At 65.3% G+C, this 23,497-nt stretch carries 20 protein-coding genes; 13 read left to right on the top strand and 7 right to left on the bottom strand.

The annotated features are described in order from the left end of the window. Positions 1-89: 89 nt before the first annotated feature. The 3 genes from HU763_RS02985 to HU763_RS02975 all read right to left on the bottom strand — a co-directional run bounded on the left by HU763_RS02985 (position 90) and on the right by HU763_RS02975 (position 2,354). Complete coding sequence (locus tag HU763_RS02985) at positions 90-461, bottom strand: translation initiation factor Sui1 (protein ID WP_186689665.1); 372 nt, start codon at positions 459-461, stop codon at positions 90-92. Between the two features lie 286 nt (positions 462-747). After that, on the bottom strand, positions 748-1,284 hold the full coding sequence (locus tag HU763_RS02980) for an NUDIX hydrolase (protein WP_186689667.1): 537 nt from the start codon (positions 1,282-1,284) through the stop codon (positions 748-750). Positions 1,285-1,286: 2 nt separating this feature from the next. Then, positions 1,287-2,354: a DUF2333 family protein gene (locus HU763_RS02975; RefSeq protein ID WP_170028100.1), complete on the bottom strand. Its 1,068-nt coding sequence runs from the start codon at positions 2,352-2,354 to the stop codon at positions 1,287-1,289. 250 nt (positions 2,355-2,604) lie between these two features. Between HU763_RS02975 and HU763_RS02970 the strand changes: the two genes are divergently transcribed. From HU763_RS02970 to accC, 6 genes are all read left to right on the top strand, one after another. Next, complete coding sequence (locus tag HU763_RS02970; protein ID WP_186689669.1) at positions 2,605-3,963, top strand: diguanylate cyclase; 1,359 nt, start codon at positions 2,605-2,607, stop codon at positions 3,961-3,963. Positions 3,964-4,207: 244 nt separating this feature from the next. Next, positions 4,208-6,169, top strand: a complete 1,962-nt coding sequence (locus tag HU763_RS02965) for a methyl-accepting chemotaxis protein (RefSeq protein WP_186689672.1) — start codon at positions 4,208-4,210, stop codon at positions 6,167-6,169. Positions 6,170-6,388: 219 nt separating this feature from the next. Then, on the top strand, positions 6,389-8,161 hold the full coding sequence (locus HU763_RS02960; RefSeq protein ID WP_186689674.1) for a protein-disulfide reductase DsbD: 1,773 nt from the start codon (positions 6,389-6,391) through the stop codon (positions 8,159-8,161). Between the two features lie 178 nt (positions 8,162-8,339). After that, on the top strand, positions 8,340-8,795 hold the full coding sequence (gene aroQ, locus HU763_RS02955) for a type II 3-dehydroquinate dehydratase (protein ID WP_003255330.1): 456 nt from the start codon (positions 8,340-8,342) through the stop codon (positions 8,793-8,795). Positions 8,796-8,895: 100 nt separating this feature from the next. Beyond that, positions 8,896-9,360: an acetyl-CoA carboxylase biotin carboxyl carrier protein gene (gene accB, locus HU763_RS02950; RefSeq protein ID WP_170028096.1), complete on the top strand. Its 465-nt coding sequence runs from the start codon at positions 8,896-8,898 to the stop codon at positions 9,358-9,360. A gap of 17 nt (positions 9,361-9,377) precedes the next feature. Next, positions 9,378-10,733 (top strand): acetyl-CoA carboxylase biotin carboxylase subunit, encoded by a 1,356-nt coding sequence (gene accC / locus HU763_RS02945; protein ID WP_170028095.1) that lies wholly within the window; start codon positions 9,378-9,380, stop codon positions 10,731-10,733. A 208-nt stretch (positions 10,734-10,941) separates the two neighbouring features. Here the strand turns inward: accC and HU763_RS02940 are convergent, their stop codons facing one another. Beyond that, positions 10,942-12,795 carry a sigma-54-dependent Fis family transcriptional regulator gene (locus HU763_RS02940; RefSeq protein WP_186689677.1) on the bottom strand — a complete coding sequence of 618 codons (1,854 nt, stop codon included), beginning with the start codon at positions 12,793-12,795 and terminating at the stop codon, positions 10,942-10,944. A gap of 282 nt (positions 12,796-13,077) precedes the next feature. Between HU763_RS02940 and HU763_RS02935 the strand changes: the two genes are divergently transcribed. From HU763_RS02935 to HU763_RS02905, 7 genes are all read left to right on the top strand, one after another. Continuing rightward, positions 13,078-14,133 (top strand): ATP-NAD kinase family protein, encoded by a 1,056-nt coding sequence (locus tag HU763_RS02935; RefSeq protein WP_186689679.1) that lies wholly within the window; start codon positions 13,078-13,080, stop codon positions 14,131-14,133. Positions 14,134-14,155: 22 nt separating this feature from the next. Then, the gene (locus HU763_RS02930; protein WP_170028092.1) at positions 14,156-15,133 is read left to right on the top strand and encodes a thiamine pyrophosphate-dependent dehydrogenase E1 component subunit alpha; all 978 of its coding nucleotides are present in this window, start codon (positions 14,156-14,158) and stop codon (positions 15,131-15,133) included. A 33-nt stretch (positions 15,134-15,166) separates the two neighbouring features. Beyond that, positions 15,167-16,189, top strand: coding sequence for an alpha-ketoacid dehydrogenase subunit beta (locus HU763_RS02925; protein WP_186689681.1), 1,023 nt, complete (start codon positions 15,167-15,169; stop codon positions 16,187-16,189). Continuing rightward, complete coding sequence (locus tag HU763_RS02920) at positions 16,186-17,292, top strand: acetoin dehydrogenase dihydrolipoyllysine-residue acetyltransferase subunit (protein WP_186689683.1); 1,107 nt, start codon at positions 16,186-16,188, stop codon at positions 17,290-17,292. The genes HU763_RS02925 and HU763_RS02920 overlap by 4 nt, the downstream gene beginning before the upstream one ends. A gap of 54 nt (positions 17,293-17,346) precedes the next feature. Next, complete coding sequence (locus tag HU763_RS02915; RefSeq protein WP_225931952.1) at positions 17,347-18,411, top strand: 2,3-butanediol dehydrogenase; 1,065 nt, start codon at positions 17,347-17,349, stop codon at positions 18,409-18,411. A 230-nt stretch (positions 18,412-18,641) separates the two neighbouring features. After that, on the top strand, positions 18,642-20,375 hold the full coding sequence (locus tag HU763_RS02910; RefSeq protein ID WP_186689685.1) for a C13 family peptidase: 1,734 nt from the start codon (positions 18,642-18,644) through the stop codon (positions 20,373-20,375). A 27-nt stretch (positions 20,376-20,402) separates the two neighbouring features. Then, on the top strand, positions 20,403-21,047 hold the full coding sequence (locus HU763_RS02905; protein ID WP_186689687.1) for an oxidoreductase: 645 nt from the start codon (positions 20,403-20,405) through the stop codon (positions 21,045-21,047). A 146-nt stretch (positions 21,048-21,193) separates the two neighbouring features. Here HU763_RS02905 and HU763_RS02900 read toward each other — a convergent pair whose 3' ends face one another. Genes HU763_RS02900 through mpl form a run of 3 tightly spaced genes read right to left on the bottom strand, consistent with a single transcriptional unit; the run spans position 21,194 to position 23,453 of the window. After that, positions 21,194-21,481, bottom strand: a complete 288-nt coding sequence (locus HU763_RS02900; protein ID WP_170028086.1) for a YceK/YidQ family lipoprotein — start codon at positions 21,479-21,481, stop codon at positions 21,194-21,196. Then, positions 21,478-22,107: a flavin prenyltransferase UbiX gene (gene ubiX / locus HU763_RS02895; RefSeq protein WP_186689689.1), complete on the bottom strand. Its 630-nt coding sequence runs from the start codon at positions 22,105-22,107 to the stop codon at positions 21,478-21,480. The genes HU763_RS02900 and ubiX overlap by 4 nt, the downstream gene beginning before the upstream one ends. Beyond that, the gene (gene mpl, locus HU763_RS02890; protein ID WP_186689691.1) at positions 22,104-23,453 is read right to left on the bottom strand and encodes a UDP-N-acetylmuramate:L-alanyl-gamma-D-glutamyl-meso-diaminopimelate ligase; all 1,350 of its coding nucleotides are present in this window, start codon (positions 23,451-23,453) and stop codon (positions 22,104-22,106) included. The genes ubiX and mpl overlap by 4 nt, the downstream gene beginning before the upstream one ends. Positions 23,454-23,497: the final 44 nt, after the last annotated feature.

The following is a 23,497-nucleotide window of genomic DNA, read 5'->3' as shown; positions in this document are numbered from 1 at the left end:
CCAAAAATGACGATTCGTCCGTGCCCAAGGTAGACCCTGGTCACGGCAACGAGTTTAGAAAGCACTGGGCAAAAAAGCGCGTGGCCGCATCAGCCGCCGGACTTTTTCGCCTTGAAACCCTGCTTGATCAGCTCGCCGATCAACAGCTCGACATAGTCGCCCTGGATTTCAATGACCCCATCCTTCAGGGCGCCACCGGTACCGCAGCGGCGCTTGAGGGTGGAGGCCAGCTCCTTGAGCTGTTCGAGCGGCAGCGGCACACCGCTGACGGTGGTCACGGTCTTGCCGCCGCGGCCCTTGCTTTCGCGGCGCACACGGGCAATGCCATCACCTTCGGGAATGGTTTGCTGCTTGCAGATACAGGCATCCACCGGCTGGCTGCAGTCGGGACAGTGCCGACCAGCGTCGGTGGAGTAAACAAGACCGCCAAGGGCGGCGAAGGACGAAGCTTTCTTGGCCACTTTTGTTCCTCTGGGCTGAGGACAAAAACTGGTCGGCGGGAGCCGACCGCGAAGCCCCACTCTGGCAGGGGCGGCGCTACTGCCACAAGAACTGCGGCAGCCCGAAAAGGGCGCGCAGTTTAACGATAAATGCGACTGTTGCTAAGTACCGGATTGCGGCATTTTGCGAAAGTTTTGCGACCCCGCGCGGGTAAACCCGCTGCCAGCGGGATTTCACAGGCCAGGAGGCCTTCGCAGTACCTGTGGGTGCAGGTTACCCGCGAAGGGGCCGGCATGGCTCCCAGCCCTATTCGAGGCTGGCTTTATAGCGTTGCAATGCCGTCAACGAGTCCGGGCAATACGGCTTTGCCAGGCGCTCCTGCTCGACCTGCTCCAGGCCAATGAAGCGCGCCTCGATGACTTCCTCTGGCTGCAGCCGCAACGGCGCATCCGACACCGCCGAATACACCGCACACCACAAGCGGTTATCCGGCTGATCGAAGTAGAAGCGCTCGTGGAAGCGCAACTCGACACCGTCGATGCCCAACTCCTCGGCCAGCTCGCGCGCCGCCGAATCGGCATAGGCCTCCCCGGCGGTGACCATGCCTCCTGCCGCCACATCCCAGTAACCCGGGTACAGCGCCTTGCTCAGGGTGCGCCGGTGCACGCACAGCTCACCGGCGCTGTTGAACAGCAGAATGAACGTGCACCGCCCAATCAGGCCGCGCTGGCGCAGCTCGGCGCGTGGCAAGGCCCCCAGGACCTGGTCGGCTTCGTCCACCCAGGTGACCAGCTCGCGGTCGGAAGCCGCCCGGTGGGCGGCCTCGTCAGGGCTGATAGCCATCTTCAACCCTGCGACAGCAGCTGACGCAGGTCGATCACTGCGGCGTTGGCCCGGGAAATGTAGTTGGCCATGACCAGCGAGTGGTTGGCCCACATGCCAAAGCCGCTGCCATTGAGCACCATCGGGCTCCACAAGGCTTCCTGCGAGGCTTCCAGCTCACGGATGATCTGCCGCACGCTGACCGTGGCGTTCTTCTTCGCCAGCACGTCGGCGAAGTCCACCTCGATCGCGCGCAGCAGGTGCGACAGCGCCCAGGCCTGGCCACGGGCTTCGTAGAACACGTTGTCGATCTGCAACCACGGGGTTTCCACCAGTTCTTCATCCACCTGCGGCGCCTGGCCGGCAACCACCGACTCGGTCTTCAGCGTGGTGTTGAGCTTGACCCGGCCAACGCTGGCCGACAGGCGCTGCGACAGCGAGCCCAGGCGGGTGGCCACGTCACCCAGCCAGTTGTTCAGGTTGTCGGCACGGGTATAGAAGATCGCGCCCTTGTCGCCAGCCGCCAGACGGGTCTGGTAGCGGCTCAGCGACTTGATGCCCTCTTCGAACTCCGATTCGCTCGATGGCAGGATCCAGCTCTTGTTGTCGAAGTTGAAGCGCGGCTCGGCCTTGGCCAGGTCGGCGTCTTCAGTGGACTGCGATTGCGAGCGGGCGAAGTCCTTGCGCAGGGCACGGGACAGATCGCGCACCTGGACCAGCACGCCGTACTCCCAGCTGGGCATGTTGTCCATCCACAACCCTGGCGGGAAGCGGTCGTTGGAAATGTAGCCACCCGGCTTGTTCAACAAGGTGCCAGCCACGGTCTTGAGGGTTTCGACGGTGGTGTAGCCCACCACCATCTGCTGGCCAGCGCGCTCGGCTGCAGCCTGGGCGTTCTGCTGCACCGGGAACAGGGCCGGCTCCTGGCTCCAGTACCAGCCCAGGCCGATACACACCAGCAGGTACAACCCGATGAGGGTGCCCAGTGCACGGCTCCAGAGGCCGCCAAGGTAGCTACGGGCGGCGGCGCCACGGCCATCGACGCGCTCACGGGGCTCGGCTTGGGCCTCGCGGTTTTTCCAGTCCAGCATGGCTTTGTCCTTAATCAGTCACGACGGTTCAGGGGCTTGGACCACAGGCCTGTGCCAGGGTGCCACGGCAAGCCCGCATGGCTGCACTATAAAGCAGACACCGCCTTACGCATAAGCGACCAATCGGTCGGCAACTGAATATTCGTTCTGCCCGCTTTGTTGATACAGAGCACTCACGCACCGGCAAAGAACTGCTAGCATAGAGCCATCATCGCCTCTGCACCTCCCACCCCTACAAAGTAGCCAGGACATGAGCCAAGCAGTCGAGCCGAGCCCGCAGTGCCCCGCCCAACAGCTGACGCGTAGCGGCCTGCGCAAGGACGACCCGCTCGGCCAGTTGCTGCCATCGCCCATCCGCAAGCCGGTGTACATCCTGCTGCAGGACCACGAACGTGCCCAGCGCCTGGCCCAGCAACTGGAATTCTTTGGCCTGGTGGTGCAGGCGCTGGCCAGCACGTCGGCATTCCACGCCTCGATCGCCGAATACCCTCCCTCGGCCATCATCATGGATGTCGATTTCAACGGCGCCGGCCAAGGCCTGCTGCTGGCGGCCCAGGTCCAGCAGGGGCTGGCCCGCCACATTCCGCTGCTGTTCTTCAGCCACCACGAAACCGATACCCCGACGCGCCTGGCCGCGGTGCGCGCCGGGGCCCAGGACTTTCTCACCGGTACCCTGGAAGCCTCCAGCCTGCTGGAAAAGGTCGAGCGGCTGACCAACGCTACCCCGCACGACCCGTTGCGCGTGCTGATCATCGACGATTCGCGCACCCAGGCATTGCACACCGAGAAGGTGCTGAGCAGTGCCGGCATGCTCACCCGCAGCCTGACCGACCCCATCCGCACCATGGCCGAACTGGCCGACTTCCAGCCCGACCTGATCATCCTCGACCTGTACATGCCCGCCTGCACCGGCCCCGAGCTGGCCAAGGTCATCCGCCACAGCGACCGCTACGTGAGCGTGCCGATCATCTACCTGTCTGCCGAGGATGACCTGGACAAGCAGCTGGATGCCATGAGTGAAGGCGGTGATGATTTCCTGACCAAGCCGTTTCGCTCACGCCAGCTGATCACCACGGTGCGCAACCGGGCCGCCCGTGCCAGGCACCTGAAGGCGCGCATGGTGCGCGACAGCCTGACCGGGCTGTACAACCACACGCATATCCTGCAACTGCTTGAAGATTGCAGCTTCCGCGCCCGGCGCGAGCAGCAACCGTTGAGCTTCGCCATGCTCGACATCGACCACTTCAAGAAGATCAACGATCGCCACGGCCACCCGATGGGCGACCGCGTGATCAAGAGCCTGGCGCTGTTTCTCAAGCAGCGCTTGCGCAAGACCGACTTCATTGGCCGCTATGGTGGCGAAGAGTTCGCCATCGTCATGCCCAATACCGCGCTGCACGCGGCGCACAAGGTGCTGGACGAAATCCGCCGGCGCTTTGCCGAAATTCTCTACCCGGCCCAGCCGCAGGATCTACGCTGCACCTTCAGTGCCGGGGTGGTGCAGCTGGACGACGGGCTGGATGCACTGACCATGGCCAGTGCGGCAGACGAGGCGCTGTACCGGGCCAAGCATGCCGGGCGTAATTGCGTGGTGCGGGTAGAGCCCTGAGTTGCTCATCGCCTGTACCGGCCTCTTCGCGGGCTTGCCCGCTCCCACAAGGATTACGCTGCATTCAGGACTGGTAGATATCCTGTGGGAGCGGGCGAGCCCGCGAAGAGGCCAGTACAGGCAATACAGATACAGGCACAGTGCCACTTTTTTATCTGACACCAGCCCCTTTCGTCATCACTCCGTCACACAACCGCCATAACTTCAGCCACCGACTCTCTCCTCCCGCAGGAAGCTCGCGGCTATGCGCCTGAAGTGGCTGACCAATTTCAACACCCTGTTGCTGGTAACCGTGTGTATCGCCCTGGGCGCCACCCTGTGGTGGTCGCAGCGGGCCCTGGAGCGCCCCTATCAATTGATGGAGCACTACCTGGGCCTGTCCCAGCAGTTCCAGCACCAGGCTGCAGGCAACATCCAGGCCTACCTGGCCAGCGGCGATGCCCTGCGCCACGCAGCGGCCATGGAGGCCAACCAGCAACTGCAAGCGGCGTTGGCCGAATGGCCCGCCGAACTGGCTGACCAGCTACGCCCCAGCCTGGACAGCCTGCAGGCCTTCACCGCCGAGGAACTGCTGGCTGCCGGCAAGCTGGCCGGCGACCCGCAGGCGCTGTTGCTGCAGGCCGAGCGGGAGCTGGGGGCCAACTTCGAACAGCTGGCTGATTACGTGCGTGACAGCGCCAGCGCCGACGCCAACCGCTACCTGCAGCCCCTGCTGGAGGCCACCGTGCACCTCGGTCGCCTTTCGCTGGCACGGGACAAGCTGGTCAGCAGCAGTCGCCCGGAACTGGCCGACGAAGTCGAGCGCGAGCTGCAGCGGATTCGCGCCCAGGCCCAGATCATCGACAGCCTGCCACTGCTTGGGGTAACTCGTGCTGCCGAATCCGGCGCCGACGACTTTGCGGCCATGATGGGCCTGGAGACCCAGGCCAGCGCCCAGCAGGAAGACATCGCAATTGGCCTGAAACGTGAGCTGCAAAGCCTGCTCAGCCGCTACCCGGCCGAGCTGCAGCGCACCCGCGACCAGATCGAGCGCCGAGCAGCCCTGGCCGCCAGCACCGGCCAGCGTCTGCAAGCGGTGCAGCAGGCCATCGCCGCGCTGGAGCCAGAAGTACGCAGCCAGCACGCGAAAATCGCCGCCGAAGTACGCATCATCCAGGGCCTGATGATTGCCCTGATCCTACTCATCGCCCTGCTGGTCGACACCTTGCAACGGTGCCTGGCACGCACCCTGACCGGCCTGGCCCCGGCCCTGTCGCGCTGGGCCGAAGGCGACTTCGCCAAGCCCATCACGCTGGGCAAGACCAACCGCGAACTGCACGACATCCAGGATTCGCTCAACCGCCTGCGCCAGTACCTGGTGGAGCTGGTCGGCACCATCCGCCACAACGCCGAACAGGTGGCCGGCAGCAGCCATGCCCTTGCCGGCATGAGTGCCGCGTTGCATGACGGTGCCGAACGCCAGGCGGGTGACACCGGGCAGATTCGCGATGCCCTGGGTGAACTGGAAGCGACCATCCAGCAGGTGGCCGGTGACGCCAGCGCCGCCGCCGACGCCAGCCGCGATGCCGGCCGCGCAGTGGAACAGGGCCAGACGGTGATTGGCCAGAGCCTGTCGGGCTTGCGCGCACTGGTCGATGAAGTGCAAGGCAACGCCCGCATGATCGAGCAACTGGCGGAAGAGTCGGCCACCATTGGTGGCGTACTGACAGTGATCCGCTCGATTGCCGAACAGACCAACCTGCTGGCATTGAATGCCGCGATCGAAGCCGCGCGTGCCGGCGAGATGGGCCGTGGTTTTGCCGTGGTGGCCGATGAGGTGCGTTCGCTGGCGCAGCGCACCACCGGGGCAACTGGCGAAATCCAGGCACTGATCGACCGCCTGCAGCAGGCCGCCAGAGGCTCGGTGGCCGGCATGCGTGCGCAGCTCGAACATGCCGAGGCCACCGCCAGCCAGGCCCAGGCCGCAGACGGGGCGCTGGACCAGATCGTCAGTGCCATCCGCACCATCGCGGATACTGCGGTGCGGATTGCCGACGTCACGGCGCAGCAGAGTGGCGCGGTAAGTGAAATTCGCGACCACAGCCAACGCATTCATGCGCTAGGCGAGGACAACCTGCAACGCATTGGCGAGGGGCGTGAGCAAGGCGAGCAATTGCTGAGCCTGGGCGGTGAGCTGAACCGGGCGGTGCGGGCCTTCAGAGTCTAGGTTGGCCTGTACTGGCGTCTTCGCGGGTAAACCCGCTCCCACAGGGATAGCGTATGGCTTGAGGTCTATGCGGTCGAGGTGGGAGCGGGTTTACCCGCGAAGAGGCTGACACAGGTAGCAAATCAGCCAGCGGCCATGTGTCGCCCCCGCCATCAGCATGGCCCCAACCTGCACCAACTCCGCTATCATGCCCGGCACGTTCGACCTCGCGAGTCCGCCATGCGCCGCCTGTTTTTCCTGCTGTTCCTGCTGCTGGCCAGCCCCGCCTTCGCCACGGGCCTGCTCGACAACCGCCCCAGCGCCACCCTCGGCGCCGCTTCGTTGTCCAACAACGCCGACTTCCTGCCGGTACACGAAGCGTTCAGGCTCAACCTGATCCAGGCCGATGCGCAAACCATCAAGCTGCGCTTCGTCGCCACCGATGGCTATTACCTCTACCGCCACCGCTTCCAGTTCCGTACGGAACCGGCCGACGTTGCCCTGGGTACGCCGAATATCCCCAAGGGCGAGGCCAAGCACGATGAATTCTTCGGCGATGTCGAGGTATACCATGGCGTGCTCGACATCGAACTACCGCGCAACGACCCGCGCGCCTTCACCTTGCTGGTGGGCTACCAGGGTTGTGCCGACAAAGGCCTGTGCTACCCACCGGAAACCGCACGCCTGAGCATCGATGGCGAAGCCGGCGCGAACACACCGGCCAGCACCGAGCATGGCTGGAGCTGGAAGTCGCTGCTGCTGTTCTTCCTTGCCGGGGTCGGCCTCACCTTCACCCCTTGCGTGCTGCCAATGTTGCCGATCCTCTCCGGCGTGGTGCTGCGCGGCCAGGCCGGCGGCCTGCGCGGCCTGGCCCTGTCACTGGCCTACGTGCTGCCGATGGCGGCCAGCTTTGCCGTCCTCGGCGCCCTGATGGGCCTGTTCGGCGCCGGCCTGAACCTGCAGGCACGCCTGCAATCGGCCTGGGTGCTGGTGCCCTTCGCACTGTTCTTCGTGGTGTTCGCCCTGGCCATGTTCGGCCTGTTCGAACTGAAGCTGCCGCAGGCCCTCAATCAGCGCCTGAATAATGTCGCCAATCACACCCGGGGTGGCTCGCTGCTGGGCGCGGCGATACTGGGCGTGCTTTCCAGCCTGCTGGTTTCGCCGTGTGTTTCAGCGCCGCTGGCCGGTGCGTTGCTGTACATCAGCGCCAGTGGTGATGCCCTGGGCGGCGCCCTCAAGCTGTTTGCCCTGGGCCTGGGCATGGGCGCACCGCTGCTGCTGGTGGCCACCGGCGGCGCGGCCTGGCTGCCGAAAAGCGGCCCCTGGCTGAACACGGTGAAAAATGCCATCGGCGTGCTGCTGCTGGGCCTGGCCATCGGCCTGCTCAGCCGAGTGCTGCCGGGCCCGCTGACCTTGCTGCTGGTCGGTTTCCTGGCCGCCGGGGTGGCGCTGTTCCTGGGCGCCCTGGAGTTCGTGGTCAAGTCCCCGCGCCAGCGCCTGGCGCAACTGCTCGGCCTGGCTTTGCTGGTGTATGCCGTGGCCTGCTGGTACGGCGCGCTCAGTGGCCAGGGCGACCCGCTGCGCCCGCTGCCACCGCCGGCCCTTGCCAGTGCTGGCGGCAAACCGGCGGCTGCCGCGGATAGCTGGCACACCGTGACCACCCCGGCTGCACTGGACGCCGCCCTGGCCGAGGCCAAGACCGCCGGCCAACCGGTACTGCTGGACTGGTATGCCGACTGGTGCATCAGTTGCAAGGTGATCGAGCGCGAAGTGCTGACCGCGCCGCAGGTACAAGCACAACTGGCCGGCTTCAAGCTGCTGCGTTTCGACATAACCGCCAGCAATGCCGAACAACGCGCGCTGCTCGACCGCTACCAACTGTTCGGCCCCCCTGCCCTGTTGTTCTTCGCCGCGAACGGCAGCGAAATCAACGCTGATCGGGTCATTGGCGAGCTAAACGCCAGTGAATTTGCGCAAATTCTTACACGCGTACGCGGCAAAGTCGGTCTATAACTTCTCGCGCGCGGTGAAAAAACCGAAAATCAGTGACTGGATCTAGTTATCTGGTCACATATCTCGCGCGAATCTCGGACATCGTGCTGCCTATTGCCGGGAACTGGACACTCGCTGTCGCTTTGCGGCACACTCGCCGCGCTGTGTCGAATTGCCCTACAAATCCAAGGAATCGCAGATGGCAACGCTACTGGTGCTCCACGGCCCCAACCTCAACCTGCTCGGTACCCGCGAGCCTGGCCATTACGGCGCCGTGACCCTGGCCCAGATCAACCAGGACCTGGAGCAACGTGCCCGCGCCGCAGGCCACCATCTGCAATACCTGCAGAGCAACGCTGAGTACGAACTGATCGACCGTATTCACGCCGCACGCAACGAGGGTGTGGACTTCATCCTGATCAATCCGGCTGCTTTCACGCACACAAGCGTTGCATTACGTGACGCGTTGCTTGCGGTGAGCATCCCATTCATCGAAGTGCACCTGTCCAACGTGCACAAACGCGAACCGTTCCGCCATCACTCCTACTTTTCCGATGTTGCCGTAGGGGTGATCTGCGGCCTGGGCGCCAGCGGTTACCGCCTGGCCCTGGAGTCCGCGCTGGAACAACTGGCTGCCAACGCACAGCCCAAATGATGAAAACCCTGGCCTCGGTGGGCCAGGGTTCGAGAGAAACGTTTCAGATACGTTTTTTGTAATTTCGCCCCCTGACCGAACCTTTGGGAGTTGATGATTAATGGATATCCGTAAAGTCAAGAAACTGATCGAGCTGCTGGAAGAGTCTGGCATCGACGAGCTGGAAATCAAGGAAGGCGAAGAGTCGGTCCGTATCAGCCGCCACAGCAAGACCCCTGCTGCCCAGCAGTACTTCGCACCGGCCCCGGTAGCCGCTGCGCCTGCCGCTGCCCCGGTTGCCGCTGCTGCTGCCCCGGCCGCCGAAGCCGCTGCCGCTGCGCCAGCCCTGAAAGGCACCGTGATCCGCTCGCCGATGGTCGGTACCTTCTACCGCAAGCCTTCGCCAACCTCGCCGAACTTCGCTGAAGTGGGCCAGAGCGTGAAGAAAGGCGACACCCTGTGCATCGTCGAAGCCATGAAGATGATGAACCACATCGAAGCCGATGTTGGCGGTGTCATCGACGCCATCCTGGTAGAAGACGGCCAGCCGGTTGAGTTCGACCAGCCGCTGTTCACCATCGTTTGAATCGCGGAGAGCCAACGATGTCTGGGAAGCTCGAAAAAGTCCTGATCGCCAACCGCGGGGAAATTGCCCTGCGGATCCTGCGTGCCTGCAAAGAGCTGGGTATCAAGACCGTCGCCGTGCACTCCACTGCCGACCGTGAACTGATGCACCTGGGCCTGGCAGACGAGTCGGTCTGCATCGGCCCTGCATCGTCCAAGGATTCCTACCTGCATATCCCGGCGATCATCGCTGCTGCCGAAGTCACCGGCGCCACCGCGATCCACCCGGGCTACGGCTTCCTGGCGGAAAACGCCGACTTCGCCGAGCAGGTGGAAAAATCCGGTTTCGCCTTCATCGGCCCGAAAGCCGACACCATTCGCCTGATGGGCGACAAGGTTTCGGCCAAGGACGCGATGATCAAGTCGGGCGTACCGACCGTACCGGGCTCCGATGGCCCGCTGCCGGAAGACGAAGAAGTCGCCCTGGCCATTGCCCGAGACGTCGGCTACCCGGTGATCATCAAGGCCGCCGGTGGCGGTGGTGGTCGCGGCATGCGCGTGGTGCACAAGGAAGAGGACCTGATCGCCTCGGCCAAGCTCACCCGTACCGAAGCCGGTGCTGCCTTCGGCAACCCGATGGTCTACCTGGAGAAGTTCCTGACCAACCCACGTCACGTGGAAGTGCAGGTACTGTCCGACGGCCAGGGCAACGCCGTGCACCTGGGCGACCGTGACTGCTCGCTGCAGCGCCGTCACCAGAAGGTACTGGAAGAAGCGCCAGCCCCGGGCATCGACGAGAAAGCCCGTCAGGAAGTGTTCAAGCGCTGTGTCGATGCGTGCATCGAGATCGGCTACCGTGGTGCGGGTACCTTCGAGTTCCTGTACGAGAACGGCCGCTTCTACTTCATCGAGATGAACACCCGTGTGCAGGTTGAGCACCCGGTGTCGGAGATGGTGACCGGTATCGACATCGTCAAGGAGATGCTGAGCATCGCCGCTGGCAACAAGCTGTCGTTCCGCCAGGAAGACGTGGTTATTCGTGGCCACGCGCTGGAATGCCGTATCAACGCCGAAGACCCGAAGAAGTTCATCCCGAGCCCTGGCAAGGTGAAGCACTTCCACGCCCCGGGTGGCAACGGCGTGCGCGTCGACTCGCACCTGTACAGCGGTTACTCGGTTCCACCGAACTACGACTCGCTGATCGGCAAGCTGATCACCTACGGCAAGGACCGCGACGAAGCCATGGCGCGCATGCGCAATGCCCTGGACGAGATCGTCGTCGACGGCATCAAGACCAACATCCCGCTGCACCGCGACCTGGTGCGTGATGAAGGTTTCTGCAAAGGCGGCGTCAACATTCACTACCTCGAGCACAAACTGGCCAACCAGGAGTGATCGGATAGTGTGAAGTACTGAAACCCCGGACTTGCGCCGGGGTTTTTTATTGTCTGCAAGGGCTTGGTCTGGGTCCCTGTAGGAGCGGCCTTGTGTCGCGATGGGGCGCGAAGCGGCCCCGGCAATATCTGCGGCGAAGCTGAAATCCTGGGGCCGCTGCGCGGCCCATCGCGACACAAGGCCGCTCCTACAGGGACCGCGACGAGGCTTAGCCTTTCATTCGCGGCATCTCGATGTGATGTTCATGCACCCGCCGGTACAAGGTCGCCCGCGAAATCCCCAAAGCCCGCGCCGCATCGGCCGGCTTCCAGCGATGGCGGATCAGCGCATCCAGCAACAGCTGCCGGGCCGGACAGGACACCACGCTGTCAGCGCAGGCGACCGCATCGCCCCGCACCTCCTGTGGCAAATCCTGCAGTTGCACCTGCCCGCCTTCGCTCACTGCACAGGCATAACGCAGCACCTGCCGCAGCTGGCGCAGGTTACCCGGCCAGCGGTACAGCAACAGCGCCTGTAGCGCATCATCCGCCAGCACCACCTCGACTCCACAGGCCGCGGCTTCCTCGGCCAGCAACTGGTGAATCAGCCCCAGCCGGTCCTCGCGCTCACGCAACGGTGGCAACTCGAAGCGGGCATTGGCCAGGCGGAAGTAGAGGTCCTCACGGAAACGCCCCTCCTTGACCATCGCCGCCAGGTCGCGATGGGTCGCGCAGATCACCTGGATGTCCACCCGCTCCCGCCGCGCAGCGCCCAGCGGTGCCACTTCGCCTTCGGCCAGCACGCGCAACAGGCGGGTCTGCAGGTTGACTGGCATGTCGCCAATCTCGTCGAGGAACAACGTGCCGCCGTCAGCCTGCTGCAACAGGCCCTGCATGCCTTTGCTGGAGGCCCCGGTGAACGCCCCGGCGACATAACCGAACAGTTCGCTCTCGATCAGGCTTTCCGGAATGGCCGCGCAGTTGAGGGTGACGAACGGTCCGTCACGGCGCAGGCTCTGCTGGTGCAACTGGCGGGCGAACACCTCTTTGCCGGCCCCGGTCTCGCCCTGCACCAGCACCGCCAGGTTGCAGTCCTTGACCCGCGTGGCCAGCCGCAGGTGCTGCTCGATGCGGGCGTCCTGGGCCTGGCGCAAGGGCTGCGCGCGCTGGCGCTGCTGTGGTGCACTGACCCGGCCATACAGCCCGCCCAGGCCTGGCAAACGCTGGGCCGATGCGCCATTGACCCGGCGCAACTGGTCGATGTCGAACAACTCGCCAATGTGCTCGGGCAACCGCCCCAGGCGCTCCACCAGGCGCTGCCGCGCCAGGCTGTTGATGGCCTGCAGGCGGCCATCGGCATCCCAGGCCAGCAGGTAGTCGGGCTGGCTTTCCACATAGCCCGGCGTGCCATGGGCGCGCATCACCCAATGGCCCTGGGCACTGTGCATGAAGAAGGCGTTTTCGATCTCGCGCGCGGTCTGCTCGACCAGCTGGCGGATCAGGTGCTGGCTGCGGCGGTCGTCCGGTGACTGCAAGGCCGACACGTCGACCACGCCCAGCAGCTCGCCCAGCGGGTCGAACACCGGCGCCGCGGTGCAGGTGAGGCCGATAAACGCAGCGCGGAAATGGTCACGCTTGTGCACCGTGACCGGCGCCTTGCTGGTGAGCACCGCGGCCACCCCGCAAGTGCCCTCCTCACCCTCGGACCAGCAAGTGCCCAGGTACAACCCGGCCTTGCGGCAGTCGTTGCGGATGGCCGACTCGACCCGGTAGTCGATGGTGCGCCCCTGGGCGTCGGTGAGCAGTACGCAATAATCGGCCCCGCGCACCCGCTCATGCAGGCGCGCAACGGCATCGCTGGCGATGCGCAGGAACAGCTCGGCCCGTTCGCGGCATTCGTTGAGTAGGCTCTGGGAGAGAATACGCGGCCCCTGCTGGGAAGCGGGGTCGAGACGGTACAGCTCCATGGAACGGCGCCAGGAATCGAGGATCAGCGGTGGCACCGGCGCCTGCGGCAGGCGATCGGCATTCTTCAGCACCCGGCTGACGCAATCGACATGGGCTCGGGAGTTCGCGGCAAGCATTCAGGCCCTCCGGTTCTCGTTGCTGTTTTTATCGTTGTCCGGCCATTAAGCGCCTCCGGGCATGCCCCGACAAGCACTGAGTGATTACCGGCCGGCCTGAGACGCAGCGTCTCAGCGTCTCGGCCGGGCCATCGCGCGGCTGGCACCCGGCGTCTCGCCGGCCTGGCCATGCACGCCCGCCTTTGCGCAACGAAACCGCTCTGGCTCGGCCATTCCAGCCAACTTCAACAAAACTGGCACCGCGCTTGCTCCGGCACTGGCAAACAAGAAACGAGGTGCGCCATGCCGCTACCCGCCCCGACTGTCGGGATCATTGCCAACCCTGCCTCTGGCCGCGACCTACGCCGCCTGACTGCCAATGCCGGGCTCTATTCGAGCACCGACAAGGCCTCGGCGATCCAGCGCCTGCTCGCCGCCTTCGGTGCCACCGGTATCGGCCAGGTGCTGCTGCCCAGCGACATGACCGGCATCGCCGCTGCCGTGCTCAAGGCCAGCCAGGGCCCGGTCGCCCGCGACCAGCACTGGCCGGCCATCGAGATCCTCGACCTGCCACTGACCCAGACCGTTGCCGATACCCGCCTGGCCACCCGACGCATGGTCGAACGCGGCGTGGCGATGATCGCCGTGCTCGGCGGCGATGGCACGCACAAGGCGGTCGCCGCCGAAGCCGGCGACGTGCCGCTGCTGACCTTGTCCACCGGCACCAACAATGCCTTCCCCGAATTGCGCGAAGCCACCAGTGCCGGCCTGGCCGGCGGCCTGCTCGCCAGCGGCCGGGTGCCCGCCAGCATCGGCCTGCGCCGCAACAAGCGCCTGCTGGTGATAGTGCCCGAACAACGGCTTGCCGAATGGGCCCTGGTGGAGGTGGCGGTGTCGCCCCAGCGTTTCATCGGTGCCCGCGCGCTCAGCCGCAGCGAAGACCTGAGCGAAGTGTTCGCCTGTTTCGCCGAGCCACATGCCATCGGCCTCTCGGCGCTGTGTGGCCTGTGGTGCCCGGTTTCCCGGCAGGACCCGCACGGCGCCTGGGTTCGCCTCAACCCCGCTGCCGACCAGGCCCTGCTGGCACCGTTGGCGCCCGGCCTGCTGCAAGGCTGTGGCATCACCGCCAGCGGTACCCTGAGCCCCGGTGTCGCCCATCGCCTGAGCCTGGCCAGCGGCACCCTGGCCCTGGACGGCGAGCGCGAGATCGAATTCGCCGAGCACGACAGCCCCACCATCACCCTCGACCACCAAGGCCCACTGAGCGTGGACGTCGAGGCCGTACTGGCGCACGCGGCCCGCCATCACCTGCTGGCCGTGCCCCGTGGCCACCGGCTGCACCCTGCAAACCCGTGTTGAGACAACCCCGGAGAACAACAAGATGTCCAATCAACTCAGTACCGAACAACTGCTGCATGCCTATGAAGTGATGCGCACCATCCGTGCCTTCGAAGAACGCCTGCACGTCGAGTTCGCCACCGGCGAGATTCCTGGCTTCGTGCACCTGTATGCCGGCGAAGAGGCTTCCGCCGCCGGGGTCATGGCCCACCTGCGCGACAGCGATTGCATCGCCTCGACCCACCGCGGCCACGGCCACTGCATCGCCAAGGGCGTGGACGTGTACGGCATGATGGCCGAGATCTACGGCAAGAAGACCGGCGTCTGCGGCGGCAAGGGCGGCTCGATGCACATCGCCGACCTGGAAAAAGGCATGCTCGGTGCCAACGGCATCGTCGGTGCCGGTGCACCGCTGGTGGCCGGGGCGGCGCTGGCAGCCAAGATCAAGGGCCGCGACGATGTGTCGGTGGCCTTCTTCGGCGACGGCGCTTCCAACGAAGGCGCAGTGTTCGAGGCCATGAACCTGGCGTCGATCATGAACCTGCCGTGCATCTTCGTCGCCGAGAACAACGGCTACGCCGAAGCTACCGCCTCGACCTGGTCGGTGGCGTGCGACCACATCGCCGACCGCGCTGCCGGCTTCGGCATGCCCGGCGTCACCATCGACGGCTTCGATTTCTTTGCCGTGTACGAGGCTGCCGGTGCCGCCATCGAACGTGCCCGTGCCGGGCAAGGCCCATCGCTGATCGAGGTCAAGCTCAGCCGCTACTACGGCCACTTCGAAGGCGATGCACAAACCTACCGCGCCCCCGATGAGGTGAAGAACCTGCGCGAGTCCCGCGACTGCCTGCTGCAGTTCCGCAACAAGACCACCCGCGCCGGCCTGCTCACGGCCGCCCAGCTGGATGCCATCGACGCCCGCGTCGAGGACCTGATCGAAGACGCCGTGCGCCGCGCCAAGTCCGATCCCAAGCCACAGCCCGCCGACCTGCTCACCGACGTCTACGTCGCCTACCCCTGAGCTGCGGATTACAAGAACAACAGGAGAACCACCATGGCAAGAAAGATCAGTTACCAGCAGGCCATCAACGAAGCCCTGGCCCAGGAAATGCGCCGCGACAACAGCGTGTTCATCATTGGCGAAGACGTCGCCGGTGGTGCCGGTGCACCGGGCGAGGACGACGCCTGGGGTGGCGTGCTGGGCGTGACCAAGGGCCTGTATCACCAGTTCCCGGGGCGCGTGCTCGACGCGCCGCTGTCCGAAATCGGCTACGTCGGTGCTGCCGTCGGCGCGGCCACCCAGGGCCTGCGCCCGGTGTGCGAACTGATGTTCGTCGACTTCGCCGGCTGCTGCCTGGACCAGATCCTCAACCAGGCTGCCAAGTTCCGCTACATGTTCGGCGGCAAGGCGGTCACCCCATTGGTGATGCGCACCATGTACGGTGCCGGCCTGCGCGCGGCGGCCCAGCATTCGCAGATGCTTACCTCGCTGTGGACCCACATCCCTGGCCTGAAAGTGGTGTGCCCGTCCTCGCCATACGATGCCAAGGGCCTGCTGATCCAGGCGATCCGCGACAACGACCCGGTGATCTTCTGTGAGCACAAGCTGCTCTACAGCATGCAGGGCGAGGTGCCGGAAGAGGTGTACAGCGTGCCGTTCGGCGAGGCCAACTTCCTGCGCGATGGCGACGACGTGACCCTGGTCACCTATGGCCGCATGGTGCACGTGGCGCTGGAAGCCGCCAACAACCTGGCCCGCCAGGGCATCGACTGCGAGGTGCTGGACCTGCGCACCACCAGCCCGCTGGACGAAGACAGCATTCTGGAGAGCGTGGAAAAGACCGGCCGCCTGGTAGTGATCGACGAAGCCAACCCGCGCTGCTCCATGGCTACCGACATCAGCGCCCTGGTCGCGCAGAAGGCCTTCGGCGCGCTCAAGGGGCCGATCGAAATGGTCACCGCACCGCACACCCCAGTGCCGTTCTCCGACGCCCTGGAAGACCTGTACATCCCTGACGCGGCGAAGATCGAGGCCGCCGTGCGCAAGGTTATCGAAGCTGCAAGGAGTGCCGCATGAGCCAGATCCATACCCTGACCATGCCCAAGTGGGGCCTGTCGATGACCGAAGGCAGGGTCGACACCTGGCTCAAGCAGGAAGGCGACGCGATCAACAAGGGTGACGAGGTGCTGGACGTCGAGACCGACAAGATCAGCAGCAGCGTCGAAGCCCCGTTCAGCGGCGTGCTGCGTCGCCAGGTGGCCAAGCCCGATGAAACCCTGCCGGTCGGCGCCCTGCTGGCAGTGGTGGTGGAAGGCGAAGCCGAGGAAGCCGAGATCGATGCGGTGGTGCAACGCTTCCAGGCCGAGTTCGTCGCCGACGGTGGCGCTGAGCAGGCCCAGGGCCCGGCACCGCAGAAGGCTGAAGTGGCTGGCCGGCAGCTGCGCTGGTTCGAGCTGGGTGAAGGCGGCACACCGCTGGTGCTGGTGCACGGCTTTGGTGGCGACCTCAACAACTGGCTGTTCAACCACCCGGCACTGGCGGCCGAGCGCCGGGTGATCGCCCTCGACCTGCCAGGGCATGGCGAGTCGGCCAAGGCGTTGCAGCGCGGCGACCTGGATGAGCTGAGCGAAACCGTGCTGGCCCTGCTCGACCACCTGGACATCGCCAAGGCCCACCTGGCCGGCCATTCCATGGGCGGCGCGGTCAGCCTGAACGTCGCGCGCCTGGCGCCGCAGCGGGTGGCCAGCCTGAGCCTGGTGGCCAGTGCCGGCCTGGGCGAAGCGATCAACGGCCAGTACCTGCAAGGCTTCGTCGCGGCGGCCAACCGCAACGCGCTCAAGCCCCAGATGGTGCAACTGTTTGCCGACCCGGCGCTGGTCACCCGCCAGATGCTCGAAGACATGCTCAAGTTCAAGCGCCTGGAAGGGGTCGAGCAGGCCCTGCAGCAGCTGGCGGCGGCACTCGCTGACGGTGACCGGCAGCGCCACGACCTGCGCGGGGTGCTGGGGCAACACCCGGCACTGGTGGTGTGGGGCGGCAAGGACGCGATCATCCCGGCCAGCCATGCCGAAGGGCTGGAAGCCGAAGTGCTGGTGCTGCCGGAGGCCGGCCACATGGTGCAGATGGAAGCGGCCGAACAGGTCAACCAGCAGCTGCTCGCCTTCCTGCGCAAGCACTGAGCCCTTTCCGTGAGCCTGGAGACAAACACAATGAACGACCTGAGCCACACCCACATGCGCGCGGCCGTCTGGCATGGCCGCAACGACATCCGCGTCGAACAGGTACCCCTGCCAGCCGACCCCGCACCCGGTTGGGTGCAGATCAAAGTGGACTGGTGCGGCATCTGCGGCTCCGACCTGCATGAATACGTCGCCGGCCCGGTGTTCATCCCGGTCGAGGCACCGCACCCGCTGACCGGCATCCAGGGCCAGTGCATCCTCGGCCACGAGTTCTGCGGCCAGATCGCCAAGCTGGGCGAAGGCGTGCAAGGCTTTGCCGTCGGTGACCCGGTGGCGGCGGACGCCTGCCAGCATTGCGGTACCTGCTACTACTGCACCCATGGCATGTACAACATCTGCGAACGCCTGGCCTTCACCGGCCTGATGAACAACGGCGCGTTTGCCGAGCTGGTCAACGTGCCGGCCAACTTGCTGTACCGGCTACCGCAGGGTTTCCCGGCCGAAGCCGGGGCGCTGATCGAGCCGCTGGCGGTGGGCATGCATGCGGTGAAAAAGGCCGGCAGCCTGCTGGGCCAGACTGTAGTGGTGGTCGGCGCCGGTACCATCGGCCTGTGCACCATCATGTGCGCCAGGGCTGCCGGAGCGGCGCAGGTGATCGCCCTGGAAATGTCTTCGGCGCGCAAGGCCAAGGCCAAGGAAGTCGGCGCCAGCGTGGTGCTCGACCCCAGCCAGTGCGACGCGCTGGCGGAGATCCGCGCGCTTACCGCCGGGCTGGGTGCGGATGTGAGTTTCGAGTGCATTGGCAACAAGCACACCGCCAAGCTGGCCATCGACACCATCCGCAAGGCCGGCAAATGCGTGATGGTGGGCATCTTCGAGGAGCCTAGCGAGTTCAACTTCTTCGAGCTGGTGTCCACCGAGAAGCAGGTGCTGGGGGCGCTGGCCTACAACGGCGAATTCGCTGATGTGATTGCCTTCATCGCTGATGGCAGGCTGGACATCCGCCCCCTGGTGACCGGGCGGATCGGGCTGGAGCAGATCGTCGAGCTGGGCTTCGAGGAGTTGGTGAACAACAAGGAGGAGAACGTGAAGATCATCGTGTCGCCGGGCCTGCGCTGATTGCACCTCAAAGACAACACGGAACCTGTGGGAGCGGGCGTGCCCGCGAAGCCGACGACGCGGTGCCTGGCACCGGCTTCGCCGGTGTTCGCGGCTAAAGCCGCTCCCACAGGTTCCGTGCCAGCATTTTCAATCCAGTGCAGGCTCGAGAGCTGCGCCAGCACGTACGCTCGCTGTTTCGGGATCCCATTCTGCGGCATACTCGGCAGACCTATTGCCCGGTCCTCGCCATGCGTCTACTGCTCCCCTTCTCCCTGGTCCTGCTACTCGCCGCCTGTGGCGATGGTGAATCGCTGCTGCCGCCCGACGCGCGCTTGCCTGACGGCGGACGCTACCGGGGGCAGGTGGTCGATGGGCTGCTGCAAGGCGAGGGCCGTATCGACTACCCCAACGGCAGCTGGTACGCCGGCGGCTTCAAGGACGGCCAGTGGCACGGCCAGGGCGAATGGCACGGCCAGAATGGCGAGGTGTATCGCGGGCAGTTTGCCGCCGGGCTGTTCCAGGGGCTGGGTGAGCTGACCACCCCAGGCAGCCACTATGCCGGCACCTTCCGCCATGGCCGGCGCGACGGTGAAGGTACCCTCAAGCAGGCCGACCAGACCTACCGTGGCCAGTTCAAGGACGACCTGTACGAAGGCGCCGGCGAACTGGAACTGGCCGATGGCAGCCGCTACCAGGGCCTGTTCGCCAAAGGCAAGCCCAATGGCGCCGGGGTGCGCAGCGATGCCAGCGGCAACCAGTTCAGCGGCCGCTTCGTCAATGGCCAACTGCAAGGCAGCGGCACCTATGACAGCGTCGACGGCGAGCAGTATATCGGCGAGTTCAAGGACAACCGCCTGGAAGGCCGTGGCCGCTATGAAAACGCCGATGGCGATGTGTGGATCGGCCAGTTCAAGGATGGCGCCCTGGTCGGTGACGGCGAGCTGCTGGGCAGCGACGGCAGCCACTACAAGGGCACCTTCGTCGACTGGCGCATGTCGGGCCAGGGGAGTCTGCAACTGGCCGATGGCAGCAAGTACATCGGCGGCTTCCTCGACGATGCCTACCACGGTCAGGGCCGGCTGATTCTGCCCAGCGGCAAGGTGGAAAGCGGCACCTGGGCCAACGGCGTGCGCGTACGCGACCAGAACGGCAAGCTGCTGCCCGACCCGCTGGACCTGGCCTTGCTCAACCAGGGCCGGCTGCTGGACCAGGCGCTGGCGCAGGTGCCCCGCTCGGCGCCACCCATCCAGCTGTACAGCCTGGTGGTCGCTGGCGATGGCCAACAGAGCGTGTTCCTGCGCGAAGCCGACTACGTCAGCAACATGCTCAAGGTGCGCTTTGGTGCCTGGGGCCAGGTAACCCTGGTCAACCACCGCGACCACATGGCCAGCCGCCCCATGGCCACCCGCGAGAACCTCACCCGCGCCGCCCGCACCCTGGCCGAGCGCAGCGGCCCCGAAGACCTGGTGTTCATCTACCTCACCAGCCACGGCAGCCAGGACCACCAACTGGTGCTCGACCAGCCGCGCCTGCAGCTGGCCGACCTGTCCGCCGACGAACTCGCCAGCGCCCTGGCACCGCTGAAAGACCGCGACAAGGTAATCGTCATATCCGCCTGCTATTCAGGGGGCTACATCGCCCCGCTCAAGGATCAACGCACCGTCATCATGACCGCTGCGCGAGCCGATCGGGTGTCCTTCGGCTGCTCGGAAGAAGCCGATTTCACCTACTTCGGCGATGCCCTGTTCGCCGAGGCGCTGAACCAGACCGATGACTTGAAACAAGCGTTCGAACTGGCGCGCGCCAGTGTTGCCGAAAGAGAACAAAGGGAAGGTTTCGAGGCCTCCGAACCGCAGCTGTGGGCGCCGCCCTCGGTGCTCGAGCATTGGCAGCACCTGCGGCGGCAGCAGGCCGAAGAAGCATTACGTAATGCCGCACGGGCCAACGTGAGGGCGCAGGCGAAAACGCCCGGCAGCCACTAAGCTTGTGAGTAACGAGGGAGAGACATCATGTATTTGACGCCTCAGCATGTCCTGCTTGCCGGTGCCACGGGTCTTACAGGTGAACACCTGCTCGACCGCCTGCTCAACGAGCCCACCATCACCCGCGTACTGGCGCCTACCCGCCGGCCACTGGCCGAGCACCCGCACCTGGAAAACCCGGTGGGTGACCCGGCGGTGTTTTTGCCGCAACTGGCCGGGCGGGTCGATATCGCCTATTGCTGCCTGGGCACCACGTTGAAGCAGGCCGGCTCCGAATCGGCCTTCCGCGCGGTGGACCTGGACATGGTGGTGGCGTTCAGCAAGCGTGCCCGCGAGATGGGCGCGCGGCACCTGCTGGTAGTCAGTGCGCTGGGGGCCGACCCGAAATCGTCGATCTTCTACAACCGGGTCAAAGGCGAAATGGAAGAGGCGCTCAAGGCTCAGGACTGGCCACAGTTGACCATCGTGCGGCCGTCATTGCTGCTGGGCGAGCGGATCGAGCCGCGGCTGAGCGAGCAGCTGATTTCGCCGTTCTCCAAGCTGATACCCGGGAAGTACCGGGGCATCGAGGCTTGCACGTTGGCCCGGGCGTTGTGGCGCCTGGCGCTGGAGGAAGAGGACGGGGTGCGCATTGTGGAGTCGGATGAATTGCGCAGGTTGGGCAAGAAGTAATAGCCCTGCAGCTGCTGTAGGAGCGGCCTTGTGTCGCGATGGGGCGCGAAGCGGCCCCGGCAATTTGTGCATCTGCGCTGAAACCCCGGGGCTGCTTTGCAGCCCATCGCGACACAAGGCCGCTCCTACAGGGGCCGGTGTACTGCCTAGAGGCCGCCGGTGGCCTGGAAGCCCACACCTGCTGCGGTCAGCAACGACAACGGCAGCAACAGGGTGTCGAGCAACATGCTCCCAGGCAAATCCAACCCCGGATACGCCGGCGCATCAGCCCCATAATGATCCCGCGGGCAACAGCCGCCATTCATGACATACAAGTCCAACCGGGTGCCGGCATACACCACCGGCGCCCCGGGTTTGTTGGCATCCAGCGTCCGCACCGTGGCGCAACCACTCAGCAACCCCAGCGCCAGCAAGCCGCACAATGCGCGCCTCAATCATCCACCCCGTAGTGGTGCTCACCCCAACGCGGCAACATGTCCTGGGGAATGTTCAGCAGGTTGAGAATGCGCGCCACGACAAAGTCGACCAGGTCGTCGATGGTCTGCGGCTGGTGATAGAAGCCCGGCGCTGCTGGCAGGATGATCGCACCCATCTGCGACAGCTTGAGCATGTTCTCCAGGTGGATGGTGGAGAACGGCGCTTCGCGCGGCACCAGGATCAGCTGGCGGCGCTCCTTGAGGGTAACGTCGGCGGCACGCTCGATCAGATTGTTGCAGGCACCGGTGGCAATCGCCGACAAGGTGCCAGTGGAACAGGGCACCACCACCATCGCCGCCGGCGCGCCGGAGCCCGAGGCTACCGGCGACATCCAGTCTTCCTTGCCATACACCCGGATCTGCCCATCGGCGGCACCCGTGTATTCGGTAAGAAACGCCTGCATTGCCTGCGGTTTGGCCGGCAGCAACACATCGGTCTCGGTGGCCATCACCAGCTGCGCGGCCTTGGAGATCAGAAAGTGCACCTCGCGGTCTTCACGCACCAGGCAATCGAGCAGGCGCAGGCCATACTGGGCGCCCGAGGCGCCCGTCATGGCCAGGGTGATGCGTTCCGGCCCGCTCACTGCAATGCCTCGGCCAGCTTGCCGTGCAGGCCACCAAAGCCGCCGTTGCTCATGATCACCACGTGGGTGCCCGGGCGGGCCTGGCCCTTGACTCGCTCGATGATCGCCTCGAGGCTGTCGGCCACCACGCTCGGCACCTTGCACTGCGCGGCAGTCGCGGCCAGGTCCCAGCCGAGGTTGGCCGGGGCGTACCAGATCACCTGGTCGGCATCGTTGACGCTTTCCGGCAGGCCGTCACGGTGGGCACCGAGCTTCATCGAATTGGAGCGCGGCTCGATCACGGCGATTACCGGGGCCTCGCCAACGCGCTTGCGCAGGCCGTCGAGGGTGGTGGCAATGGCGGTCGGGTGGTGGGCGAAATCGTCGTAGATGGTCACGCCCTGCACCTCGGCGACCTTCTCCATGCGCCGCTTGACGCTCTTGAACGCGCTCAGGCCTTCGATGCCCATGGCCGGCACCACACCGACGTGGCGGGCCGCTGCCAGGGTTGCCAGGGCATTGGCGACGTTGTGCTGGCCGGTCAGCGCCCAGTCCACCACGCCCTGCACTTCGCCTTCGAACAGCACTTCGAAGCGCGAACCGTCCGGGCTCAGCAGGCGGGCCTGCCACTGGCCACCTTCACCGGTGGTTTGCACCGGGGTCCAGCAGCCCATGCCGATCACGCGTTCCAGCGCCTGCTCGGTGGTTGGGTGAATCACCAGGCCTTCGCTGGGGATGGTGCGTACCAGGTGGTGGAACTGCCGCTCGATCGAAGCCAGGTCGGGGAAGATGTCCGCGTGGTCGAATTCGAGGTTGTTGAGGATCGCGGTGCGCGGGTGGTAATGGACGAACTTGGAACGCTTGTCGAAGAAGGCGCTGTCGTACTCATCGGCCTCGACCACGAAGAATGGCGTATTGCCCAGGCGCGCCGATACCGAGAAATTCTGCGGCACACCGCCGATCAGGAAGCCCGGGCTCATGCCGGCGTGCTCCAGCACCCAGGCCAGCATGCTGCTGGTGGTGGTCTTGCCATGGGTACCGGCAACAGCCAGTACCCAGCGGCCCTGCAGCACGTGGTCGGCCAGCCAGTGCGGGCCGGAAACATACGGCAGGCCTTTGTTCAGCACGTACTCCACCGCCGGGTTGCCACGCGACATGGCATTGCCGACAACCACCAGGTCCGGCGCCGGCTCCAGTTGGGCCGGGTCGTAGCCTTGGGTCAGCTCGATGCCCTGGGCTTCGAGCTGGGTGCTCATCGGGGGATAGACGTTGGCGTCAGAGCCGGTGACACGGTGACCAAGTTCCTTGGCCAGCACCGCCAGCGAGCCCATGAAAGTGCCGCAAATACCGAGAATGTGAATATGCATGGTCGACCTCGCAAAACATCGAGGCAGGGTAGCCTAGGGCGCGA

Origin of the sequence: Pseudomonas anuradhapurensis (genome assembly GCF_014269225.2) — a bacterium.
GTDB classification, from domain to species: domain Bacteria; phylum Pseudomonadota; class Gammaproteobacteria; order Pseudomonadales; family Pseudomonadaceae; genus Aquipseudomonas; species Aquipseudomonas anuradhapurensis.
The sequence above is the reverse complement of the archived record's forward strand: the minus strand, read 5'-3'. Positions and strand labels throughout refer to the sequence as shown.

What these genes read in the sequence shown, in the direction of transcription:
- HU763_RS02980 (WP_186689667.1), bottom strand. Translation starts at nt 1,284, where the DNA reads ATGGCTATCAGCCCTGACGAGGCCGCCCACCGGGCGGCTTCCGACCGC.
- HU763_RS02975 (WP_170028100.1), bottom strand. Translation starts at nt 2,354, where the DNA reads ATGCTGGACTGGAAAAACCGCGAGGCCCAAGCCGAGCCCCGTGAGCGC.
- HU763_RS02970 (WP_186689669.1), top strand. Translation starts at nt 2,605, where the DNA reads ATGAGCCAAGCAGTCGAGCCGAGCCCGCAGTGCCCCGCCCAACAGCTG.
- HU763_RS02965 (WP_186689672.1), top strand. Translation starts at nt 4,208, where the DNA reads ATGCGCCTGAAGTGGCTGACCAATTTCAACACCCTGTTGCTGGTAACC.
- HU763_RS02960 (WP_186689674.1), top strand. Translation starts at nt 6,389, where the DNA reads ATGCGCCGCCTGTTTTTCCTGCTGTTCCTGCTGCTGGCCAGCCCCGCC.
- aroQ (WP_003255330.1), top strand. Translation starts at nt 8,340, where the DNA reads ATGGCAACGCTACTGGTGCTCCACGGCCCCAACCTCAACCTGCTCGGT.
- accB (WP_170028096.1), top strand. Translation starts at nt 8,896, where the DNA reads ATGGATATCCGTAAAGTCAAGAAACTGATCGAGCTGCTGGAAGAGTCT.
- accC (WP_170028095.1), top strand. Translation starts at nt 9,378, where the DNA reads ATGTCTGGGAAGCTCGAAAAAGTCCTGATCGCCAACCGCGGGGAAATT.
- HU763_RS02940 (WP_186689677.1), bottom strand. Translation starts at nt 12,795, where the DNA reads ATGCTTGCCGCGAACTCCCGAGCCCATGTCGATTGCGTCAGCCGGGTG.
- HU763_RS02935 (WP_186689679.1), top strand. Translation starts at nt 13,078, where the DNA reads ATGCCGCTACCCGCCCCGACTGTCGGGATCATTGCCAACCCTGCCTCT.
- HU763_RS02930 (WP_170028092.1), top strand. Translation starts at nt 14,156, where the DNA reads ATGTCCAATCAACTCAGTACCGAACAACTGCTGCATGCCTATGAAGTG.
- HU763_RS02925 (WP_186689681.1), top strand. Translation starts at nt 15,167, where the DNA reads ATGGCAAGAAAGATCAGTTACCAGCAGGCCATCAACGAAGCCCTGGCC.
- HU763_RS02920 (WP_186689683.1), top strand. Translation starts at nt 16,186, where the DNA reads ATGAGCCAGATCCATACCCTGACCATGCCCAAGTGGGGCCTGTCGATG.
- HU763_RS02915 (WP_225931952.1), top strand. Translation starts at nt 17,347, where the DNA reads ATGCGCGCGGCCGTCTGGCATGGCCGCAACGACATCCGCGTCGAACAG.
- HU763_RS02910 (WP_186689685.1), top strand. Translation starts at nt 18,642, where the DNA reads ATGCGTCTACTGCTCCCCTTCTCCCTGGTCCTGCTACTCGCCGCCTGT.
- HU763_RS02905 (WP_186689687.1), top strand. Translation starts at nt 20,403, where the DNA reads ATGTATTTGACGCCTCAGCATGTCCTGCTTGCCGGTGCCACGGGTCTT.
- mpl (WP_186689691.1), bottom strand. Translation starts at nt 23,453, where the DNA reads ATGCATATTCACATTCTCGGTATTTGCGGCACTTTCATGGGCTCGCTG.